This window comes from Paenibacillus validus NBRC 15382 (assembly GCF_004000985.1).
Lineage (GTDB): Bacteria > Bacillota > Bacilli > Paenibacillales > NBRC-103111 > Paenibacillus_G > Paenibacillus_G validus.
The window spans coordinates 14,993-30,236 of sequence record NZ_BIMH01000052.1; the positions used below are offsets into that span (position 1 = coordinate 14,993).

A 15,244-nucleotide genomic window follows, 5' to 3' on the forward strand; every position below is an offset into this window, starting at 1 on the left:
GTAGTAGGGTTTGGATTGATCAGACTTTTATCATGTCACGCCACTTCTTCCAAAATCCTCGAACGGTAACTTCAGCGTGGATGGGGATTTCTTCGGTGCTTGGTTTCAGGATGACGCTTAATCCGTCATGTACGACCGACTTTTGAACGGATTCCAATGCCACGGCATCTTCTAAGGTGATAATGCCCTCGGGGCCGAAAACATTACTGGCCTGTTCGATTCGTAACTTTCTTTGTTCTTCTGAGTCCGATTCTCGAATGAAATAATTGAAATGAACTTCCGTTTTATCGATGCCCCGGGGAATCACATAACGGAAGGCTATCGTATCCAACTGCTGGGATATAACACCGGCCGGAAATATGTTGATGATGTAGCTTTTATCCGCATGCTTCTCAAAAACACTCATATCGTTCAGAACGGTTTTGTCCTGGATCGGAAGTGTTTTATAACTAAATTGACCGCTTCCGTGTTTGTTCGTCAAGCCGACTCCACCCGCCGCAAACATTCGCAGGATCCGGAATGCCGCATGCAGCATGCCCGTGTGATAACCGTCGTATATATTCTCGGAATAAATCTTCCAATTGCAGTTGAACATGACTTTATGACTTCCGATTGGAATAAGCTTGTCGTTACCGGTCGATGCATCCAAACCTTCTGTTATCAATTCCAAATATTCTTCCAGCGGGATCATATCGTCTTTGAATGAGGCGAAAATCAAACCGCGATAAAGCTGAACATTTAATTTTTTGAGGCTAAGCTCTTCCTCGTTAATCCCTTGGGGAATATCTTCTTTATACGGTGCACCGATCATTTTACCGGTTAAATCATAAGTCCATTTATGATACAAGCATTGAAAGTGTTTAGCAGTACCACAATTTGTTCTTTCCACTTCGGCGGAACGATGCGCGCATGTATTGACAAGCACGTTAATCTCATCGTCTTTGTTGTTTCGCACTACGATGATCGGAATATTACCTACCATTGACGTTTTGTAATCGCCTGGATTCGGAATTTCCGACTCATGACCAACGAGATTCCAAACGTAGCCCTGAAATATTTCTTTCATCTCAATTTCGTAAAGTTCTTGGTCTGTGTATACGCTTCTGGGAACCCGGCTTATTTCTTCGTCCGGGAACAACAATTTTTGTTTTAACGCTTCACTTACCTTAACCATTCAATCACCCCATCATAAATAGATTCTAGAATCTTAGTATTGCGAAAAAATAAAATGTTTCTTTTGCCTACTCGATAATTAGACAATAAAACAAATAAATGGTTTTGTATGCGTTTACATTTGTCTTTAAGTTTATGGTAAAATAAATCCAATAAAAAGTCAAACTATTTTTAAGCGATTTGTCGTTGTACTGTCAACGCCACGGAACTTCCCTGCGGAAGATAAACCCGTTCCGCAGGCGTCAGCTCGCGCCTGCGAATTCACGTTGAAATGGTGCATGATGAACCGACACCGGGTCCTCCTGGTTAGAAACGACCGGAACGCAAGATAGCAAAGATCAACCACATAAACATAAACAGGGCGATCACAAAACCGATCTCGATGATCGGAATCCGCCAAAGCATGGTTTGCGAATGGCTCAGGGCAGCACCGATAATTAGACCGACCATCACAATACTGAGAGAGAGCAGCACAATGCTAAAAGACAACCGATTGCTGATCCGATCCATTTTTTTCATCAAAGCATCCACTTGGGGAGATGCCACCTCGATACGCAGCTTTCCTTGTCGCAGCACCATTGACAACTGTTTTAAGCTTAAAGGAACCTCACTTATCAAATCGAAATACTCAGGCACATCCTCGATCCAGTTCTTCAGCATTTGTCGGGGATCCAGCCGTTCCAAAAACAGCTTTTTCCCGAACGGCTCGGCTACGTCAAAGACGCTGAACGTCGGATCCAGTGCCGACACTACCCCCTCCATGGTCAGTAGTGATTTTCCAAGCAAGGTCAGCTCCGTTGGAATACGAATCTGATGGCGAAACGCTACGGAAAACAAATCATTGACGGCTACGCCCAGACTGATCTGGTTTAACGGCACTTGGTAGTATTTTTCCCGCATTTTGTCGACATCGGCATTCAAGGCGTCCCGATCTACATCGTCAGGAATCATGCCCATATTGGAAATGGCACGAATGACGCCCTTGGAGCTTTGATTCCGCAACGCGATGACAAACGATGCGAACTGCTTCTTCATGCCAGGAGACAACCGTCCCACCATGCCGAAGTCAAGCAAGGCGAGGCTGCCGTCCGGGAGCGCAAGCACATTGCCGGGATGGGGATCGCCATGGAAAAAACCTTCAACCAGTACTTGATGAAAAATGGTTGATGCAAAACGTTCCGCAAGCAATCTGCGATCCAAACCCACCCGATCAAGCTGTTCCCGGTCGGACAGCTTGATTCCCTCTATGTAGGCCATGGTTAATACACGCTTCGTGCTGTAATCCCAGTACACAGCCGGCACATGGACATGCTCCAGGGTTTTGCTCTGGGCCGCGAACTTTTCGGCATTCCGCGCCTCTGCTGTGTAATCGATCTCAGCACGCAGCGCCTTGCCGAGCTCGTCGACGATCTCGCGCAAGCGGTAGTTTCGCGCCCACTCCAGACGGCCTTCAGCCAATCTTGCCCAGTCCGCCAGAATGTCCAGATCGGTTTCAATCAGGGACTGAATGTCCGGCCGCTGTACTTTGACCACAACTGCTGTTCCATCTTGTAAGCAGGCTCGATAAACCTGTCCGATCGAGGCTGCGGCCAGAGGTTTATCGGAGAATTGCAGAAACAGGCTTTCGATAGGCGCCCCGAGTTCCTCTTCAAGAATTCTGGAGACTTCCGCGTAGGGAAACGGAGGCACCTTATCCTGGAGACGCTCCAACTCCGCCAGGATATCGGCCGGAACCAAATCGGGACGCGTACTTGCGATTTGGCCCAGCTTCACAAAGGTCGGACCCAATTCCTCCAGCAGCAGACGAATACGCTCTCCGACGCTTTTGGCCTGCAGTTCCTTCCGTTCCTCGCTCCGAAAGAACAGGATCTTCTCGGTCAGTCCCATTTCATGAGACACATACCCAAGACCGTTACGCGCAAAGGCCGTGGCGATCGTCCGATATCGCTGCAATTGTCGAATCCGTTTTCCTGCACTCATTGGCGACCTCCTGTCAGTTCCCGGTATGGTTCTTCCGTTCCAAGGCTTCCAGACGCTGTTCGATCCGTGCGATGTCCTCCCGGGTAGCCAGTCTGTTTTCACCGAGAATGGCATGGACGCGTTCCCGCGCCATCGCTTCCACATGCTGGCGCAGCTCTTCTCCCTTCAGAACGAGCTCATCCACTAAAGCTCTGGATTCCGCCTTGCTCACCTCGCCCTTTTTCACCAGCTCTTCAATCGTCTTCTCTACTTGCTCCTTGCCTGCAACCGCCAATCCCAGGCCCAACGAGATCGCTTTTCCGATCGTTTCTTTCATTTTACTCACAACTCCTTTTATTTTGTTTTGTTCCTGCTCATTGTGCATGATGTGCGATTTGCCGCTTCAACTCTTCCATGATGCGTTCGGTTGCTTTCTCACCTGCTTCAATACATTCCTGCCATCTCGTAAAATCAAAGGCCGCAATATGTCCGACTTCCGGCCGAATGACCATATCGGCAAGCCGAAGACTGCTGTGCTTTCTTTCGGCGGTCATTAAGCTGTAAGAGCGGTACACAACTTCGACCATATTGCGCGGCGGATTTTTCTCGTGTTCCCGCGTAACATCGACGGCAATGACCAATTGACCCTTTTCCTGGCCCAGCTCTTCCACCGGCAAATTGTTCAACACACCTCCATCAACCAGCATCATTCCATCATGCATAAGAGGAGAAAAGATTCCCGGAAAGGCTGTTGTGGCCCGAAGAGCTGTCAGCAGATCGCCTTGATCGAACACCACTTGCTTGCCTTGCATCAAATCGACGGAGACGGTTTTAAAGCGAATGGGCAAATGCTCAATTAGCAGCGTATTTTTCCCATGCTGTTTCAGCCATTCATTTACCGCCTTAAGCAAACCGTTTCCAGAAATCAATCCCCGTTGGCGAATGCCGACGTCGATCAAGCGGTATTTGGGCGTCGTCTGTATAAAATGCTCCAGCGCATCAGCCGGGATGCCCGCCGCAAATAACCCTCCGACCGCGCCGCCCATACTCGTGCCCGCGATGCAATCTACAGCAATCCCGTGTTTCTCAAACGCCTTCAGCACACCTAGATGAGCGAGCCCTCTGACCGCACCGCCGCCTAAAACCAACCCTACTTTTGCCATGTTGAAACTCCTTTGTATCTGGTTCACACCGCGCTATCCAGCGATGATGATCCTCCCTTGTCGCTTCCCGCATTCCTTGTCGTCTGATCTTTGTCCTTATTGGTTCCTAGAGCGTAGTCAAGGACAGGGTGCGATACACCGTACCAGGCATGCTCATCTTTATAATGATGCAGCAAATGTTTCTTTTTCATCCATCTCCCCCAAGCCGTCCGGGGAGCAATTGGACGATGCGCCGCGTAGTGCATCCATTGATAATAAAGTTGAAAAAGCAATGAACCGGTAACCACGGCCACGACAACTGAAAACTGACGAAACACTAACCATACCATAGGAATGTAGGCGCTATAGATCAATACGTCATAGTAGACCGGACTGAATAAGTATTTCAGTTCTTGCGGGTGCTTATGATGCTCGACATGCCCCCGGTATAGCGCAGGTACGAGTTTGGGAAACTCATGCAACAAATATCGGTGCACGACGTACTCGGCAAAGGCATAGACCAGTGCACCCAAGACGAGCGCGAGGATTGTCACATAACCATCGAATTGAAGGCAAGTTAATAAGATGCCAAGCAGACTCATAACGGCAATTAGTCGTATAACAGGACTGGTGAAAAACTCACGGTAATGGAGCATAATGCGATTCCTCCTTTTGTCATGATCCACGATAATTACCCAAAAGACCAAAAAACTAAGTGAAGAAGTGCGGCCTCTAAGTAAAAGCCTCACTCAGAAAAACAGACAGCATTTCTTTTTCCTCTCCGGAAAGTTCCTCAATCGATTTAAGAAACTGCGAAACAAGCTCCGTAATCTCTAAGCCAAGTTCATCATTCATCGTTTGAATAGCCGTACCCAGAACGGTACCGACAAACATGGTCATCCCCGTTTCTTTACTTGGCGCTTTATGAACAATATGATGAATCAAGGACTCGGTTTTGCCGCCAAGCTTCTTCAGATACATCAGCAGCAAGCCGATGATATACGCACAGAAGTTAATTCTGGTACTTACTTTCGGAATTTCATCCAGCATCTTCCTGATAGACTCGTTGAGACTTCTATTCTTCAAATCCCTTAGTAAGGTTGCAATATGATCAACTGTTTTTTTCCAATCCGCGACATTAAACGTTTCATTCCGGGCTTGCTTGAACAAATCCGAAGCTTTGGTCGTTGGGACAAACACAACCTGGGAGCGTCCGGTTTCTTTCGTATTGACCTCGTAGCTGCGAGAAATAAAACCCAGCTTTTCAATTTCCTTTAGCATATCATAGGCCGTCCATTTGCTGACCCCCAGCGATGTGGCTAACGCCTCATAATGAATGGGCAAATTTGTTTTCTGATACAAATCCATTAATTTATGCAAAAATTGAAGGCGACGTTTCGTAAGCGATACTATAACTCCTGCACCTCCCCAATCCCCATAGAGCTAATAATCTTGTTTTTGGGTTTTTTGTGATTAGATCGTAGCATCGAATTCGTGTATAGTCAAGAACAATTGAAAATAAAAAGTGGATTGGAATGACCGTAACACCGCCGTTCTATTTGGGGATGGGACAGGCGCCGTCGTACTGCAATCCCGGCCCAACACTTTTCCGTGCTATTCTTTATTGGGTCCGGAATATACTGGTGTGGAACTGCTTCAATCACCTGTTGAAGGACCGATTACGATGCACGGACGGGAAGTTTTCAAGTTTGGGGTTCGAATCATCGAGAATACCGGCTTCGCGACACCAACATTAGCGTATTAAGTATGCCGGCCACCGAGATGTCAGCGGCCGGCATTTATTGTGTGATCGTTTCCCGGTAGTTCAAACAAGTAACCCTTCTTTTATAAAACCTGCTTTTTCATAACAAGCAATAGCGGAGTAATTGAAATCAAATACCCCCAGACTAACTCTGTGTAAATTTAGTTCTTTAAATGCAATTTTCAATATTTCTTCAATCATCAAGGTTCCTATTCCCTGACCTCTGCTTCCTCATCATTCGCAGATTCTATGTTGATTCCTCCTCTGCATTTTCTGTAATTGATTAATGCAGACTATTATATTGGGAAGCGTAGAAAGAGCAGAGTTGCGTTCCATGCATAATTTTAATAACGAGCAGGTAGCCTCGTTGTTCTCTTAAATTATAAACTGATCAAATTCATGATGATATGCGCGATCTCCGCGCGTGTCGCATATGCTTTGGGCGCAAACATAGTCGGCATTCTTCCGTTTAACAACCCACGCGCGGTTAAACCCGACACCGCAGCTCTCGCCTCGTCTGCGATCAGGTTGTCATCTTCAAAGGGCGTAGAGGCTGCCGCTTCCAGTTGTTTTCCGGTTTTCGTTTCGTAGATATATTTCATAACGACGGCCATCTCTTCACGGGTCAGCGCATCCTTCGGTTCCATGCCGGTTAACCCGCTTTCATCAGTAATGGTTTGTTGTTCAAGTCCGAGCCCCTTTGCCAAATAACCGGTAAACTCGCTGCGAGTGATGCTTTGATTAGGGGCAAAACGGGCATTGTCGATCCCATTCATTATGCCCTTACTGCTTAAGCTGTAAACATCTTTTTGGGCCCAGTGGTCGGATGTAACATCCGCAAATCCGTTCACTTGGATACGGCCTTCTACCTTAGAGCTTATCGTTTCCAGTTTTTTAGCATACGCGATTAGCAATTCAAAATCGGTTAACGCCTCGCTCGCGCCGACGACCGTTTTCGCGTTGCCGAACATGGTGTATTTGTCTCCGCCCGTATACATGTAGTTGGACAAGGCCGCCCTGTACTTCTGCCCTTTGTTAATAGGCTTGCCATTGACCGTTGCCTGCTCGATTCTTTGGCCTACCGTTTTCCCCGGATTGTACGTGTACGACATGCCCGATACCTGTAGAAAACCGCCAGCCAGCTTATCCACTGCGGCGACGCTGTTTTCAAGAGCGGAAAGCAGCATATCCCCGGTCACTTCCGCCACCACGATTTTGTTGTTGAACGGAAGAATCGATTTGGCATCCTTTAATGTGAAATTACCATGGCCCGCGCTGGCACGAATGCCGCCGCCGTTTGCAAACGCGACATCGGTCTGATAATAATCCCGATAAGCGTCGGAGATGAAGTTGCCGATCGCGGTTTCCTTGAATCTGGACTCGTGGTTGTCCCCATATAGCAGATCGCTGTCCGAATGCGCAATCGTTTTGCCCAGTTCGTCGTCAAGCTTGGTCTGGTATTCCTTCGCGAGGCCAGCAAGCGCTTCGTCTTCCTTAACGGTTTCGTCCACCTTCATGATCTCGTGCGCAAGTGTCAGCTGTCCGTCTGTGCCTTTTCCGATATTTAGTCGGATGATGGATCCCATGTTGCCCTGCGGGGAGAAAATATACCGCTTTGCCGCACCATCGACGTCATAAACGAACGATTTTTCTTCGGCTTCCTCCTCTGTGAACACGACCCGAATATCAGGGATTGCCTGCATCAGCAGCTTATCGTCCTGAACGGGCTCCTGCGTCAGCGCCACAATGAGATCAGGATGCTGTTCCCGTTTCAATTGATCAACCACTGTTTTGGCTGACTCGATAACATCCGACTGCTTCACATCTTCGTCCTGCGTTGTCGTTTGCATCGCACTTGTCAGACCGATGACACCAATACGTATCCCTTGCTTCTCGTAAACTTGATAAGAGGGGACGTGACCGAACGACTTGCCGTCTTTGCCGATCAGGTTGGACGAAATCCATGTAAAATTCGACGCTTTGATCAATTCGAGCGTATTCGCCGAACCCGCATCGAAGTCATGCTGGCCGAAGTTAGCCACATCGATCGGGAAGCGGTTGAACGCCTCCACCATTGGAAACCCTTTGAATATCCCTCCAAACAAGGTGCCGCCGCCGAGATCTCCTCCGAACGCGACGATTTTATCGCCCTTCACACTTTCGATCAACGTTTTGAGACGGGCCACGCCGCCCCGGGTACCGAGCTTGTCCACCACGGGATTGATTTCATGTCCGTCGTTAAAATATAAAAACGACACGGTACTTGCAGCCGGCGTTTCCGCACGGACGATTTTGCCGCTCCCGAACGGCAGGGAAACCACGATGACGGAGAGAAGGATTCCAACGCTAAGCTTTTTTTTCATGTGTACCTTCCTTTTCCCAACTCAAATTTCTGATTTGTTTGATTTAGTTGAATGATTTTATCATTGGTAGTCTACTGTATAACTGTTAACGGAGTGTTTAACCCATATAAAGAACTAGTAAACAAGGCGTTGCTAATTGATAACCCATAAATTAAAAAGTGGCCGCCCAGAACACGAAAATAAGTTCTGGACGGCCACCCCTGTTTTCTAACTTACTTGGTATTCAACTGAATCGGATAATCTTTATTGACAACGATGCGATCGTTAGCGCGGGACATCGTAATCGTATACTTCTCCAGCTTGGGCGCGAGAATGTAGGCGCTGAGATACGGCATATTCCTGTAGTCTTCTGCGCTTCCAAATCCGCTGGCATTTAGCGATTCCATGAGCTCGTTCAGCTTACTCGTGAACGCTTCGTATGCTGCCAAATCCTCCTTATCAAACTTGGCCGTCATATCTTCTTTTTCAGCAATGTCGAACCAGACGCCATCCAAAAATCGTTGATCGGGTGCCTCTTTTCTTATTTTCAAATGCATATATCCTTCCGGATGATACTCGGCGCCTTCAATGACGATATCCCGGTTTTTAAAACGAACCGTTTTGGGGAACGTGTCATCCATCGACAATTCGAAACTGGCGCTTGGTTCGCGTTCAGTAACACGAAGCTCCCCAATGTGCAGATACAACATACGGACACCCGGATCAAAGAAGACCGATGATGAGAAAGGCAGCTGCTGCTTGCCTTCTTCCAGAATGATACCCGTACCTGACGGGTCGTAACGATACACATTCCCTTTATCGTCCTTTAAGTACGGAGCTGCGTCATCTTCCCTAGGGAAATATAAATCCCATCCCATTTGACCTTTCATAATGACGTTCATCGTCGTCGGCTGGATCGTCAGCTTCTCCAGCGTTAGTTCCTTCCAATCCAAATCGCTGAAGGATAGCGTTTGTTTCGGTTCATAAACTTTATTGTGCAGTAGCTTGCTTGGATCAATAGGAACTGTAATCGTGCCCAGTTCCTTCATTTCCGATCGTTTCAACACGCGGTCGAGCGTACTTTTATTAACTTTTAATGTAAGCGGGTCGCCCTTTGCCAGAAACTGTTCAGCGGCTCCATTCTCCAGTTGATATTTATAAGTGTCTTGCCGGATCGGCGTATTGCTGCCATCCGTCGTTCTAGCGATAGAAGAAGCCGTGGTCGAACCGCCTCCGCGCAAATTCCCGGGACTTATGAAGAGATGAACCGGGGTATGATTATCCGACACATCAAATTCATCGGTGCGAATGAACGCTTTAAATAACAGCTCCTCATCCGTCAAATACATATCACTGATCGTGATCGTTGTTCCGCCTAACTGGGCAGTCACCGGCTCGATCGGAATATACCCATGATTGACGGCCGTTTGAACGCCGTCACGCTCCCTGATTTGCGTCAACCAATCAACGGCGACTTCGAAACCCGGCACCTTTTTTACGAATGAAGCAAACGCTGGTGACAGGGTCACGCCTGCTGAAAAAATAAGGACTAGAATTACAGCAGCCGCAGCGCTTTTGGACATAAAAGGCATCCATCGCGGAAAACGGCGTATAGTTGCGGCGAGGTCTATTGTATGCTCAAACTCGCCTTTCTCAAAGCGATCCGGCAATTCGTCGACAAATTGATACAGCGAATCCGGAACTCGATCGAAGGCTTGTTCTAAGCTCCGTTTCAGATCATGGTCGCTTTTCATATCTGGACCTCCTTTTCTTGCGGATGGGATACATGAAGCATTTGGCTCAGCTTCAATCTGGCATGATAAAGTCTTGATTTGACCGTTCCTTCTTTAATCTGCAGCAAGGCAGCGATCTCCTCAATTTTGAACTCCTGAAAATAATAGAGCCCTACCACAACCCGGTGCTGCAGATCCAATGACATAACGGACTTAACAAGCCGTTGGGACTGCTCTTTCTTCACAATATCCTCCAATGGTGATACCGACATGTCTTGAATATCCAGCTCGGCGATGTCCTGATTGTTCTTGTGGTTGTGTTCTTTCCTTGTGATGTCTATAGACCGGTTTACAATGACGCGGCTGAACCAGCGCCCTACATGCTGAATGTCTTTCCCTTGCATGATTGAAGAATACATGTCGACCAGCGAATTTTGCACCGCTTCCTCCGCCAAATGCCTTGATTTTAGAATAGCTAAAGCGGACCGGAAGGACCCGGGAATCAACGGATTCACCAAAGTACGGAACGCTTCTTTATTTCCTTGTCGTATTTCATCCAATAACTTTCGCTCGGATTCCAAATCCATACTGTCACTCCTTTCCCTATACTCTTTGGCGTAACAAATAGACATTCGGTTCAAAAATTCAACTCATTTCTAGAAAAATTTTTTCATCTGATTCCAAAGATAGTCGGCGGAGACATACGGCTCTCCGGCATTGATCCTTTTGACGATCCGACTTCCGGGCTCATTGATACCTTCCTCCACCGTAAAAAACAGTTCCATCCCCGCCTTGGCACCTTCCTCCAAGACGACATCATTGTAGGCGCCATAAGGAAAAGCCAACAATTTATGCTGTTTGCCGATTTCCTGTTCAAATCTTTTTTCGAGGAATGACAAATCGCTGAATATCCTTTTCCGATGCTCCTCTTCGGTTTCGGGCCTTTGTCTCTGTTCCAAATACATGCTTGTTGTCAGTGCAGGCTTCTGGGTGCCTGTTCTATCCGCGGAAACGGTCCGGTGTAAATTGTAAGTATGATTGTAGAACCCCATGCCGTAAGCTTTCATTTCACGCATTTGTTCCCAATTCAGATGCATCTCCGCATCGGGGTTAAACAAATCCGATGTCATGCCCACGATAAAATTGAACGCAGGCGCTCCGAATCGTCTCAATATGGGGAATGCCTCGGTATAAAAAGATGTATAGCCGTCATCGAACGTAAGGACTACGGAATTCGGCGGGATGCTTTTCCCATGAAGCATAAATGTAATAAAGTCGTCCATGGAAATGATATGAAATCCGCGATTGTTCAGCATCTGCAAGTGATCCTGGAACTGAGCGGAAGTCACAGTGGACGAGTTGGACTCCCCAGATTTCAAATTTTTGCAAACGTCATGGTACACCAATACGATCGCCTTATCTTCGTAATATATCGCTTTTGCCGAACTCTTCTCCATATCCAAACCCATGGTAGCAGCCATCATTCCAATCAGAACCATACCAAAAATAACATAATTAATCGTTTTCATCACCAAAAACCCTTCATTCTTGGATACGCGCGTTCAATTAATAGGCGTATGAAAAGTCAGAAAGGTTCAAATTGGCGCTGAAAACAAATCCTTTCAGAACAACTAAAGGCTCACCGTATTATACTAAAGGCTACCGATCTCGATTTAAGTCGGTAGCCTTCTCAAAGCCTTATTTTTTAGCATGAATTTCTTCCTTGATTTGTCCAATAATTTCCGGGATACTTTTTGATCCCAGGTCTCCTTCCCCGCGCTTTCTCACAGATACACTATCGGATGAATTTCTCTTAGCGAAGAGGGCAGCCTCACGGCCGCCCCCTTGGAATTAATGGTATTTCTTTTGTCATTTCCCGATCAGCAGCGATAATATTCCGGCAGCGATCAACGGCCCAACAGGTACGCCTTTTAGAAAGGCCACGCCTATTATCGTCCCAATGACGAGACTTGTCACGATCGTAGGGTTGCCGGACATCAAATGAGCGCCGCGTCCGCCTAAATACGCTACCAACACGCCAACTGCGATGGCGGCGATCGATTTCCAATGCAGGAAGGACTGGTAGAGCTCCTTGAAGCTAATCGAGCCGCTGGCCAGAGGCGATAGAATGCCAATCGTCAGGATTATGATGCCAAGCGAAAGTCCATTCTTCTCAATCCACGGAAAGGCTTGGTGCAAATTGACGACACGAATAAGCAAAAGCACAACGGCAGCAATCGTAATGGAACTGTTGCGGCTGATGACACCAAGCAAAGCCAGCAGAATCAGCATGAACGCTGGCATATCTAGTTGAGGCAACCCGGCCGACCTCCTTCTCGCATTGTTTAGGCTAATAGTTGAATTATAAAGCTTATCGTTTCACGATATCAATAGCCTCCCCTTCCAGAAGTCAAATGATGATAGAAATTCGCCATGAAAAATTGTACCCCTTAGCATGCATCGGATTCACCAAGAGGTTGTCCAATGATTATTCTAAGGGGTGCACTTTAATCTGCCTGCTATTTTTCTCTGCAACCATTGACCTTACTTGCCGGATAGACCGAACAATTTTTCAGCATTTCTGTAGCATATTTTCTCCCGGTCCTCCATGGAGAGATCTATTGAGTTTAGAACCGTGATCGTATCCCGAATATAACCGACCCCTTTTTCGGGATCGAACGGCGAATCCGAGGCAAACAAAACTTTATCGGCGCCATAGAATTCGAGACCGCATAGGGTTGCCGCCCGCGAACCGAAGACGGCGGTGTCCGCATAAAAATCTTTAAAGTAATCAAAAGGACGCCGCTTCAAACTTGAGAACGAGCGTTAAATCCTCATCGGAAGTCCGTTTGCCAAGCTGGTCCCACCCGGGTCCTACGCGCCCCTCGAAATAGGGAACCATTGCCCCCATATGATGGGCCAGCAGCTTGAGCTGCGGCAGCCGATCCATGATGCCGGAGAAGACTAGCCGGGCCATGGCCGCACTCGTTTCATAGGGCCACCCGAAAGTCCACCAAATCTCGTATTTCGATTTGTCCTCCGTCAGATAGTTTGTTCAGAGCTTACAATAAGTTAAAGCGATTCGCCGACTTTTACATGCTCTTTAATCAGGTTCTGGGCAATCGTCCGGCGAAGGATTTCATCCGTTCCTTCGAACACGCGGTATTTCCGCACGGTTCGGTACCATCGTTCAATCGGCAATTCTTTGGTGACGCCCATTCCGCCATGAATTTGCAGCACACGGTCCACAACCGTATGGACCATGTTGGAACCGAACAATTTAGCGATCGAAGCATACTGTCTCCTGGCATCACGCTTTTTTGAGTCCATGTAAGCCGCCTGCAGCACGAGCAGCTTTGAAGCCTCGATTTCGACAGCGGAGTCGGCAATCATCCATTGGATCGCCTGATACTCGGAGATGGCGTTACCGAACGCGACGCGGGCATTCGCATATTCGATACCCATACTGAGCAAACGCTCCGCTGCGCCGACCGACCATGCTCCGATTTTTATCCGTCCCATCGTAATCCAGCTCAATGCAAGCTCGAAGCCATGGCCGAGCTCTCCCAGAATATTCTCTTCAGGCACGCGTACATGCTCAAAAATGAGGGAGGCAACCGCCCAGTCATCCATCGTTTGAATCTGTTCGGACCTCCACCCCATATCGCGGTCGACGAGGAAGCAGGTGACGCCTCCCTTGCCGCCTTTCTCCTTCTCCGTCACGGCGAACACCATGGCAAAATCCGCATAAAGCCCCCGGGAGATAAATACTTTCTCGCCGTTCAACACCCATTCATTGCCTTCTTTCACGGCGGTGGTTTTAATATTGCGAGCGTCGGATCCGGCCCCCGGCTCTGTCAACGCAAAGCAAGCGCGTTTCTCTCCGTTAATGGCGGGGATCAAATACTTCTTCTTCTGTTCTTCATTGCAATTGTACAGGATGTTGTCCGCGTCTCCGCCGAACGTAAACGGTATGAAAGTTTTCGCGAGCTCAATATTGATGATTGTCGTCATGATCGGGTCAAGATCTGCGCCGCCGTACTTCTCAGGCGTATTAATCCCCCAAAACCCGGCCTCTTTCGCCTTCAGTTGGAGCTTTCGAATCTGCTCTTCTGTAATACCGGGCCTGCCCTCCCGGTCATTGCGGAGATAGTCTTGTTCCAGCGGGTACAGTTCCTTCTGGACAAACTCACGAACGGTCCTTTGAACCATTCGCTGTTCTTCATTCAATTCAAATTGCAATTGAGCTTCCTCCATTTCGTAAGATGAATCTCATGATGCTAATGCCGCCGAGAATCGCCGCCGTCAATACGTCGAACTCAAACCCGGCCCCCGCGTTCGGCTGGCCCGAGTTCATACGCGATAAGAGGACGATACCCGCGATGCCCGTAATGAATCCGCCCAGGGAGAAGAGCATCATTCTCATTCGCTTGACATTGACTCCCGACAGCCTCGCCGCTTCTTCATTGCCCCCAAGCGCATACACATATCGGCCGAAATACGTTTTATTCAGAATAAAGCTGCCGATCAGGGCTACGACAATCAGTATAATGACCGGGATCGGGATGCTTCCGACATAGCCTTGTCCGAGAACCCTAAACGATTTATCAAACCCGAAGATGGACATCCCCCCGCTGATCATTTTGCTTAGCCCCGTCACGATCGTCATCGTAGCCAGCGTTATCATCAACGGGTGGATGTTTAACGTCACCCACAGATAGCCGTTGACGAACCCGACCAGCGTCGCCGCCGCCACTCCGGCAACCGCCGCCAATACCGGGTGCACCTCTGCATGGACCATCAGCCAAGAGGTCAGTATACTGACCAAGGAGATTTGCGCACCGACCGAGAGGTCAATTCCCCCCGCAATCATGACGAAGCACATCCCGACTGCGACTATCCCCATCATCGAAACCTGACGCAGAATATTGAGCAAATTGTTGATCGTCAAGAATGCTTCCGTCATGGATGAGAACAAGATAAACAATAGCGCCAGCACGATAAATATGCCGTATTTCCTAAAAAATTCGTTCAGTGCCATATCGCCTCTCCTCCGCTTCAATGCTGTGACGCCATGTCCATGATGTGTTCCTGCGCGAACGCTTCCCTTCCCAGCTCCCCGGTCATTCTGCC

16 protein-coding genes and 1 pseudogene are annotated in these 15,244 nt (G+C 48.1%); 1 reads left to right on the forward strand and 16 read right to left on the reverse strand.

The window, feature by feature from the left end:
- Positions 1-19 precede the first annotated feature (19 nt).
- The 6 genes from PVA01S_RS22705 to PVA01S_RS22730 all read right to left on the reverse strand — a co-directional run bounded on the left by PVA01S_RS22705 (position 20) and on the right by PVA01S_RS22730 (position 5,642).
- Positions 20-1,066, reverse strand: coding sequence for an aromatic ring-hydroxylating oxygenase subunit alpha (locus tag PVA01S_RS22705; protein WP_164751939.1), 1,047 nt, complete (start codon positions 1,064-1,066; stop codon positions 20-22).
- Positions 1,067-1,479: 413 nt separating this feature from the next.
- The gene (locus tag PVA01S_RS22710) at positions 1,480-3,153 is read right to left on the reverse strand and encodes an ABC1 kinase family protein (RefSeq protein ID WP_127609785.1); all 1,674 of its coding nucleotides are present in this window, start codon (positions 3,151-3,153) and stop codon (positions 1,480-1,482) included.
- 13 nt (positions 3,154-3,166) lie between these two features.
- Positions 3,167-3,469: a phasin family protein gene (locus PVA01S_RS22715; RefSeq protein ID WP_054796258.1), complete on the reverse strand. Its 303-nt coding sequence runs from the start codon at positions 3,467-3,469 to the stop codon at positions 3,167-3,169.
- A gap of 37 nt (positions 3,470-3,506) precedes the next feature.
- On the reverse strand, positions 3,507-4,295 hold the full coding sequence (locus tag PVA01S_RS22720) for a patatin-like phospholipase family protein (protein WP_127609787.1): 789 nt from the start codon (positions 4,293-4,295) through the stop codon (positions 3,507-3,509).
- Positions 4,296-4,318: 23 nt separating this feature from the next.
- Positions 4,319-4,930, reverse strand: coding sequence for a sterol desaturase family protein (locus tag PVA01S_RS22725; protein ID WP_054799282.1), 612 nt, complete (start codon positions 4,928-4,930; stop codon positions 4,319-4,321).
- Between the two features lie 76 nt (positions 4,931-5,006).
- Positions 5,007-5,642, reverse strand: a complete 636-nt coding sequence (locus tag PVA01S_RS22730; RefSeq protein WP_127609789.1) for an Lrp/AsnC family transcriptional regulator — start codon at positions 5,640-5,642, stop codon at positions 5,007-5,009.
- A 157-nt stretch (positions 5,643-5,799) separates the two neighbouring features.
- Here PVA01S_RS22730 and PVA01S_RS27555 point away from each other — a divergent pair, with 157 nt between their 5' ends.
- Complete coding sequence (locus tag PVA01S_RS27555; RefSeq protein ID WP_127609791.1) at positions 5,800-6,039, forward strand: ketoacyl-ACP synthase III; 240 nt, start codon at positions 5,800-5,802, stop codon at positions 6,037-6,039.
- A 66-nt stretch (positions 6,040-6,105) separates the two neighbouring features.
- Here the strand turns inward: PVA01S_RS27555 and PVA01S_RS22740 are convergent.
- From PVA01S_RS22740 to PVA01S_RS22780, 10 genes and pseudogenes are all read right to left on the reverse strand, one after another.
- Positions 6,106-6,261 (reverse strand): annotated as a pseudogene (locus PVA01S_RS22740) (GNAT family N-acetyltransferase); the annotation flags it as partial.
- A gap of 155 nt (positions 6,262-6,416) precedes the next feature.
- The gene (locus PVA01S_RS22745; RefSeq protein WP_127609793.1) at positions 6,417-8,399 is read right to left on the reverse strand and encodes a 5'-nucleotidase C-terminal domain-containing protein; all 1,983 of its coding nucleotides are present in this window, start codon (positions 8,397-8,399) and stop codon (positions 6,417-6,419) included.
- 212 nt (positions 8,400-8,611) lie between these two features.
- The gene (locus PVA01S_RS22750; RefSeq protein ID WP_127609796.1) at positions 8,612-10,132 is read right to left on the reverse strand and encodes a DUF4179 domain-containing protein; all 1,521 of its coding nucleotides are present in this window, start codon (positions 10,130-10,132) and stop codon (positions 8,612-8,614) included.
- On the reverse strand, positions 10,129-10,698 hold the full coding sequence (locus tag PVA01S_RS22755) for an RNA polymerase sigma factor (protein ID WP_127609798.1): 570 nt from the start codon (positions 10,696-10,698) through the stop codon (positions 10,129-10,131). Before PVA01S_RS22755 ends, PVA01S_RS22750 begins: the two co-directional genes overlap by 4 nt.
- A 69-nt stretch (positions 10,699-10,767) precedes the next feature.
- Entirely contained in the window at positions 10,768-11,640 is an 873-nt protein-coding gene (locus PVA01S_RS22760; protein WP_127609800.1) for a polysaccharide deacetylase family protein, read from the reverse strand.
- Positions 11,641-11,980: 340 nt separating this feature from the next.
- Positions 11,981-12,415 (reverse strand): DUF441 domain-containing protein, encoded by a 435-nt coding sequence (locus PVA01S_RS22765; RefSeq protein WP_174817608.1) that lies wholly within the window; start codon positions 12,413-12,415, stop codon positions 11,981-11,983.
- Between the two features lie 240 nt (positions 12,416-12,655).
- Positions 12,656-12,922, reverse strand: coding sequence for an amidohydrolase family protein (locus PVA01S_RS27795; RefSeq protein WP_218029659.1), 267 nt, complete (start codon positions 12,920-12,922; stop codon positions 12,656-12,658).
- Positions 12,903-13,088, reverse strand: coding sequence for a hypothetical protein (locus tag PVA01S_RS27055; protein WP_218029660.1), 186 nt, complete (start codon positions 13,086-13,088; stop codon positions 12,903-12,905). The genes PVA01S_RS27795 and PVA01S_RS27055 overlap by 20 nt, the downstream gene beginning before the upstream one ends.
- Before the next feature lie 95 nt (positions 13,089-13,183).
- Entirely contained in the window at positions 13,184-14,353 is a 1,170-nt protein-coding gene (locus tag PVA01S_RS22775) for an acyl-CoA dehydrogenase family protein (protein ID WP_127609802.1), read from the reverse strand.
- The gene (locus PVA01S_RS22780) at positions 14,343-15,152 is read right to left on the reverse strand and encodes an ABC transporter permease (protein WP_127609804.1); all 810 of its coding nucleotides are present in this window, start codon (positions 15,150-15,152) and stop codon (positions 14,343-14,345) included. Before PVA01S_RS22780 ends, PVA01S_RS22775 begins: the two co-directional genes overlap by 11 nt.
- Between the last annotated feature and the right edge of the window lie 92 nt (positions 15,153-15,244).

What these genes read in the sequence shown, in the direction of transcription:
- PVA01S_RS22705 (WP_164751939.1), bottom strand. Translation starts at nt 1,066, where the DNA reads ATGAAAGAAATATTTCAGGGCTACGTTTGGAATCTCGTTGGTCATGAG.
- PVA01S_RS22710 (WP_127609785.1), bottom strand. Translation starts at nt 3,153, where the DNA reads ATGAGTGCAGGAAAACGGATTCGACAATTGCAGCGATATCGGACGATC.
- PVA01S_RS22715 (WP_054796258.1), bottom strand. Translation starts at nt 3,469, where the DNA reads ATGAAAGAAACGATCGGAAAAGCGATCTCGTTGGGCCTGGGATTGGCG.
- PVA01S_RS22720 (WP_127609787.1), bottom strand. Translation starts at nt 4,295, where the DNA reads ATGGCAAAAGTAGGGTTGGTTTTAGGCGGCGGTGCGGTCAGAGGGCTC.
- PVA01S_RS22725 (WP_054799282.1), bottom strand. Translation starts at nt 4,930, where the DNA reads ATGCTCCATTACCGTGAGTTTTTCACCAGTCCTGTTATACGACTAATT.
- PVA01S_RS22730 (WP_127609789.1), bottom strand. Translation starts at nt 5,642, where the DNA reads ATGGATTTGTATCAGAAAACAAATTTGCCCATTCATTATGAGGCGTTA.
- PVA01S_RS22745 (WP_127609793.1), bottom strand. Translation starts at nt 8,399, where the DNA reads ATGAAAAAAAAGCTTAGCGTTGGAATCCTTCTCTCCGTCATCGTGGTT.
- PVA01S_RS22750 (WP_127609796.1), bottom strand. Translation starts at nt 10,132, where the DNA reads ATGAAAAGCGACCATGATCTGAAACGGAGCTTAGAACAAGCCTTCGAT.
- PVA01S_RS22755 (WP_127609798.1), bottom strand. Translation starts at nt 10,698, where the DNA reads ATGGATTTGGAATCCGAGCGAAAGTTATTGGATGAAATACGACAAGGA.
- PVA01S_RS22760 (WP_127609800.1), bottom strand. Translation starts at nt 11,640, where the DNA reads ATGAAAACGATTAATTATGTTATTTTTGGTATGGTTCTGATTGGAATG.
- PVA01S_RS22765 (WP_174817608.1), bottom strand. Translation starts at nt 12,415, where the DNA reads ATGCCAGCGTTCATGCTGATTCTGCTGGCTTTGCTTGGTGTCATCAGC.
- PVA01S_RS27055 (WP_218029660.1), bottom strand. Translation starts at nt 13,088, where the DNA reads ATGGCCCGGCTAGTCTTCTCCGGCATCATGGATCGGCTGCCGCAGCTC.
- PVA01S_RS22780 (WP_127609804.1), bottom strand. Translation starts at nt 15,152, where the DNA reads ATGGCACTGAACGAATTTTTTAGGAAATACGGCATATTTATCGTGCTG.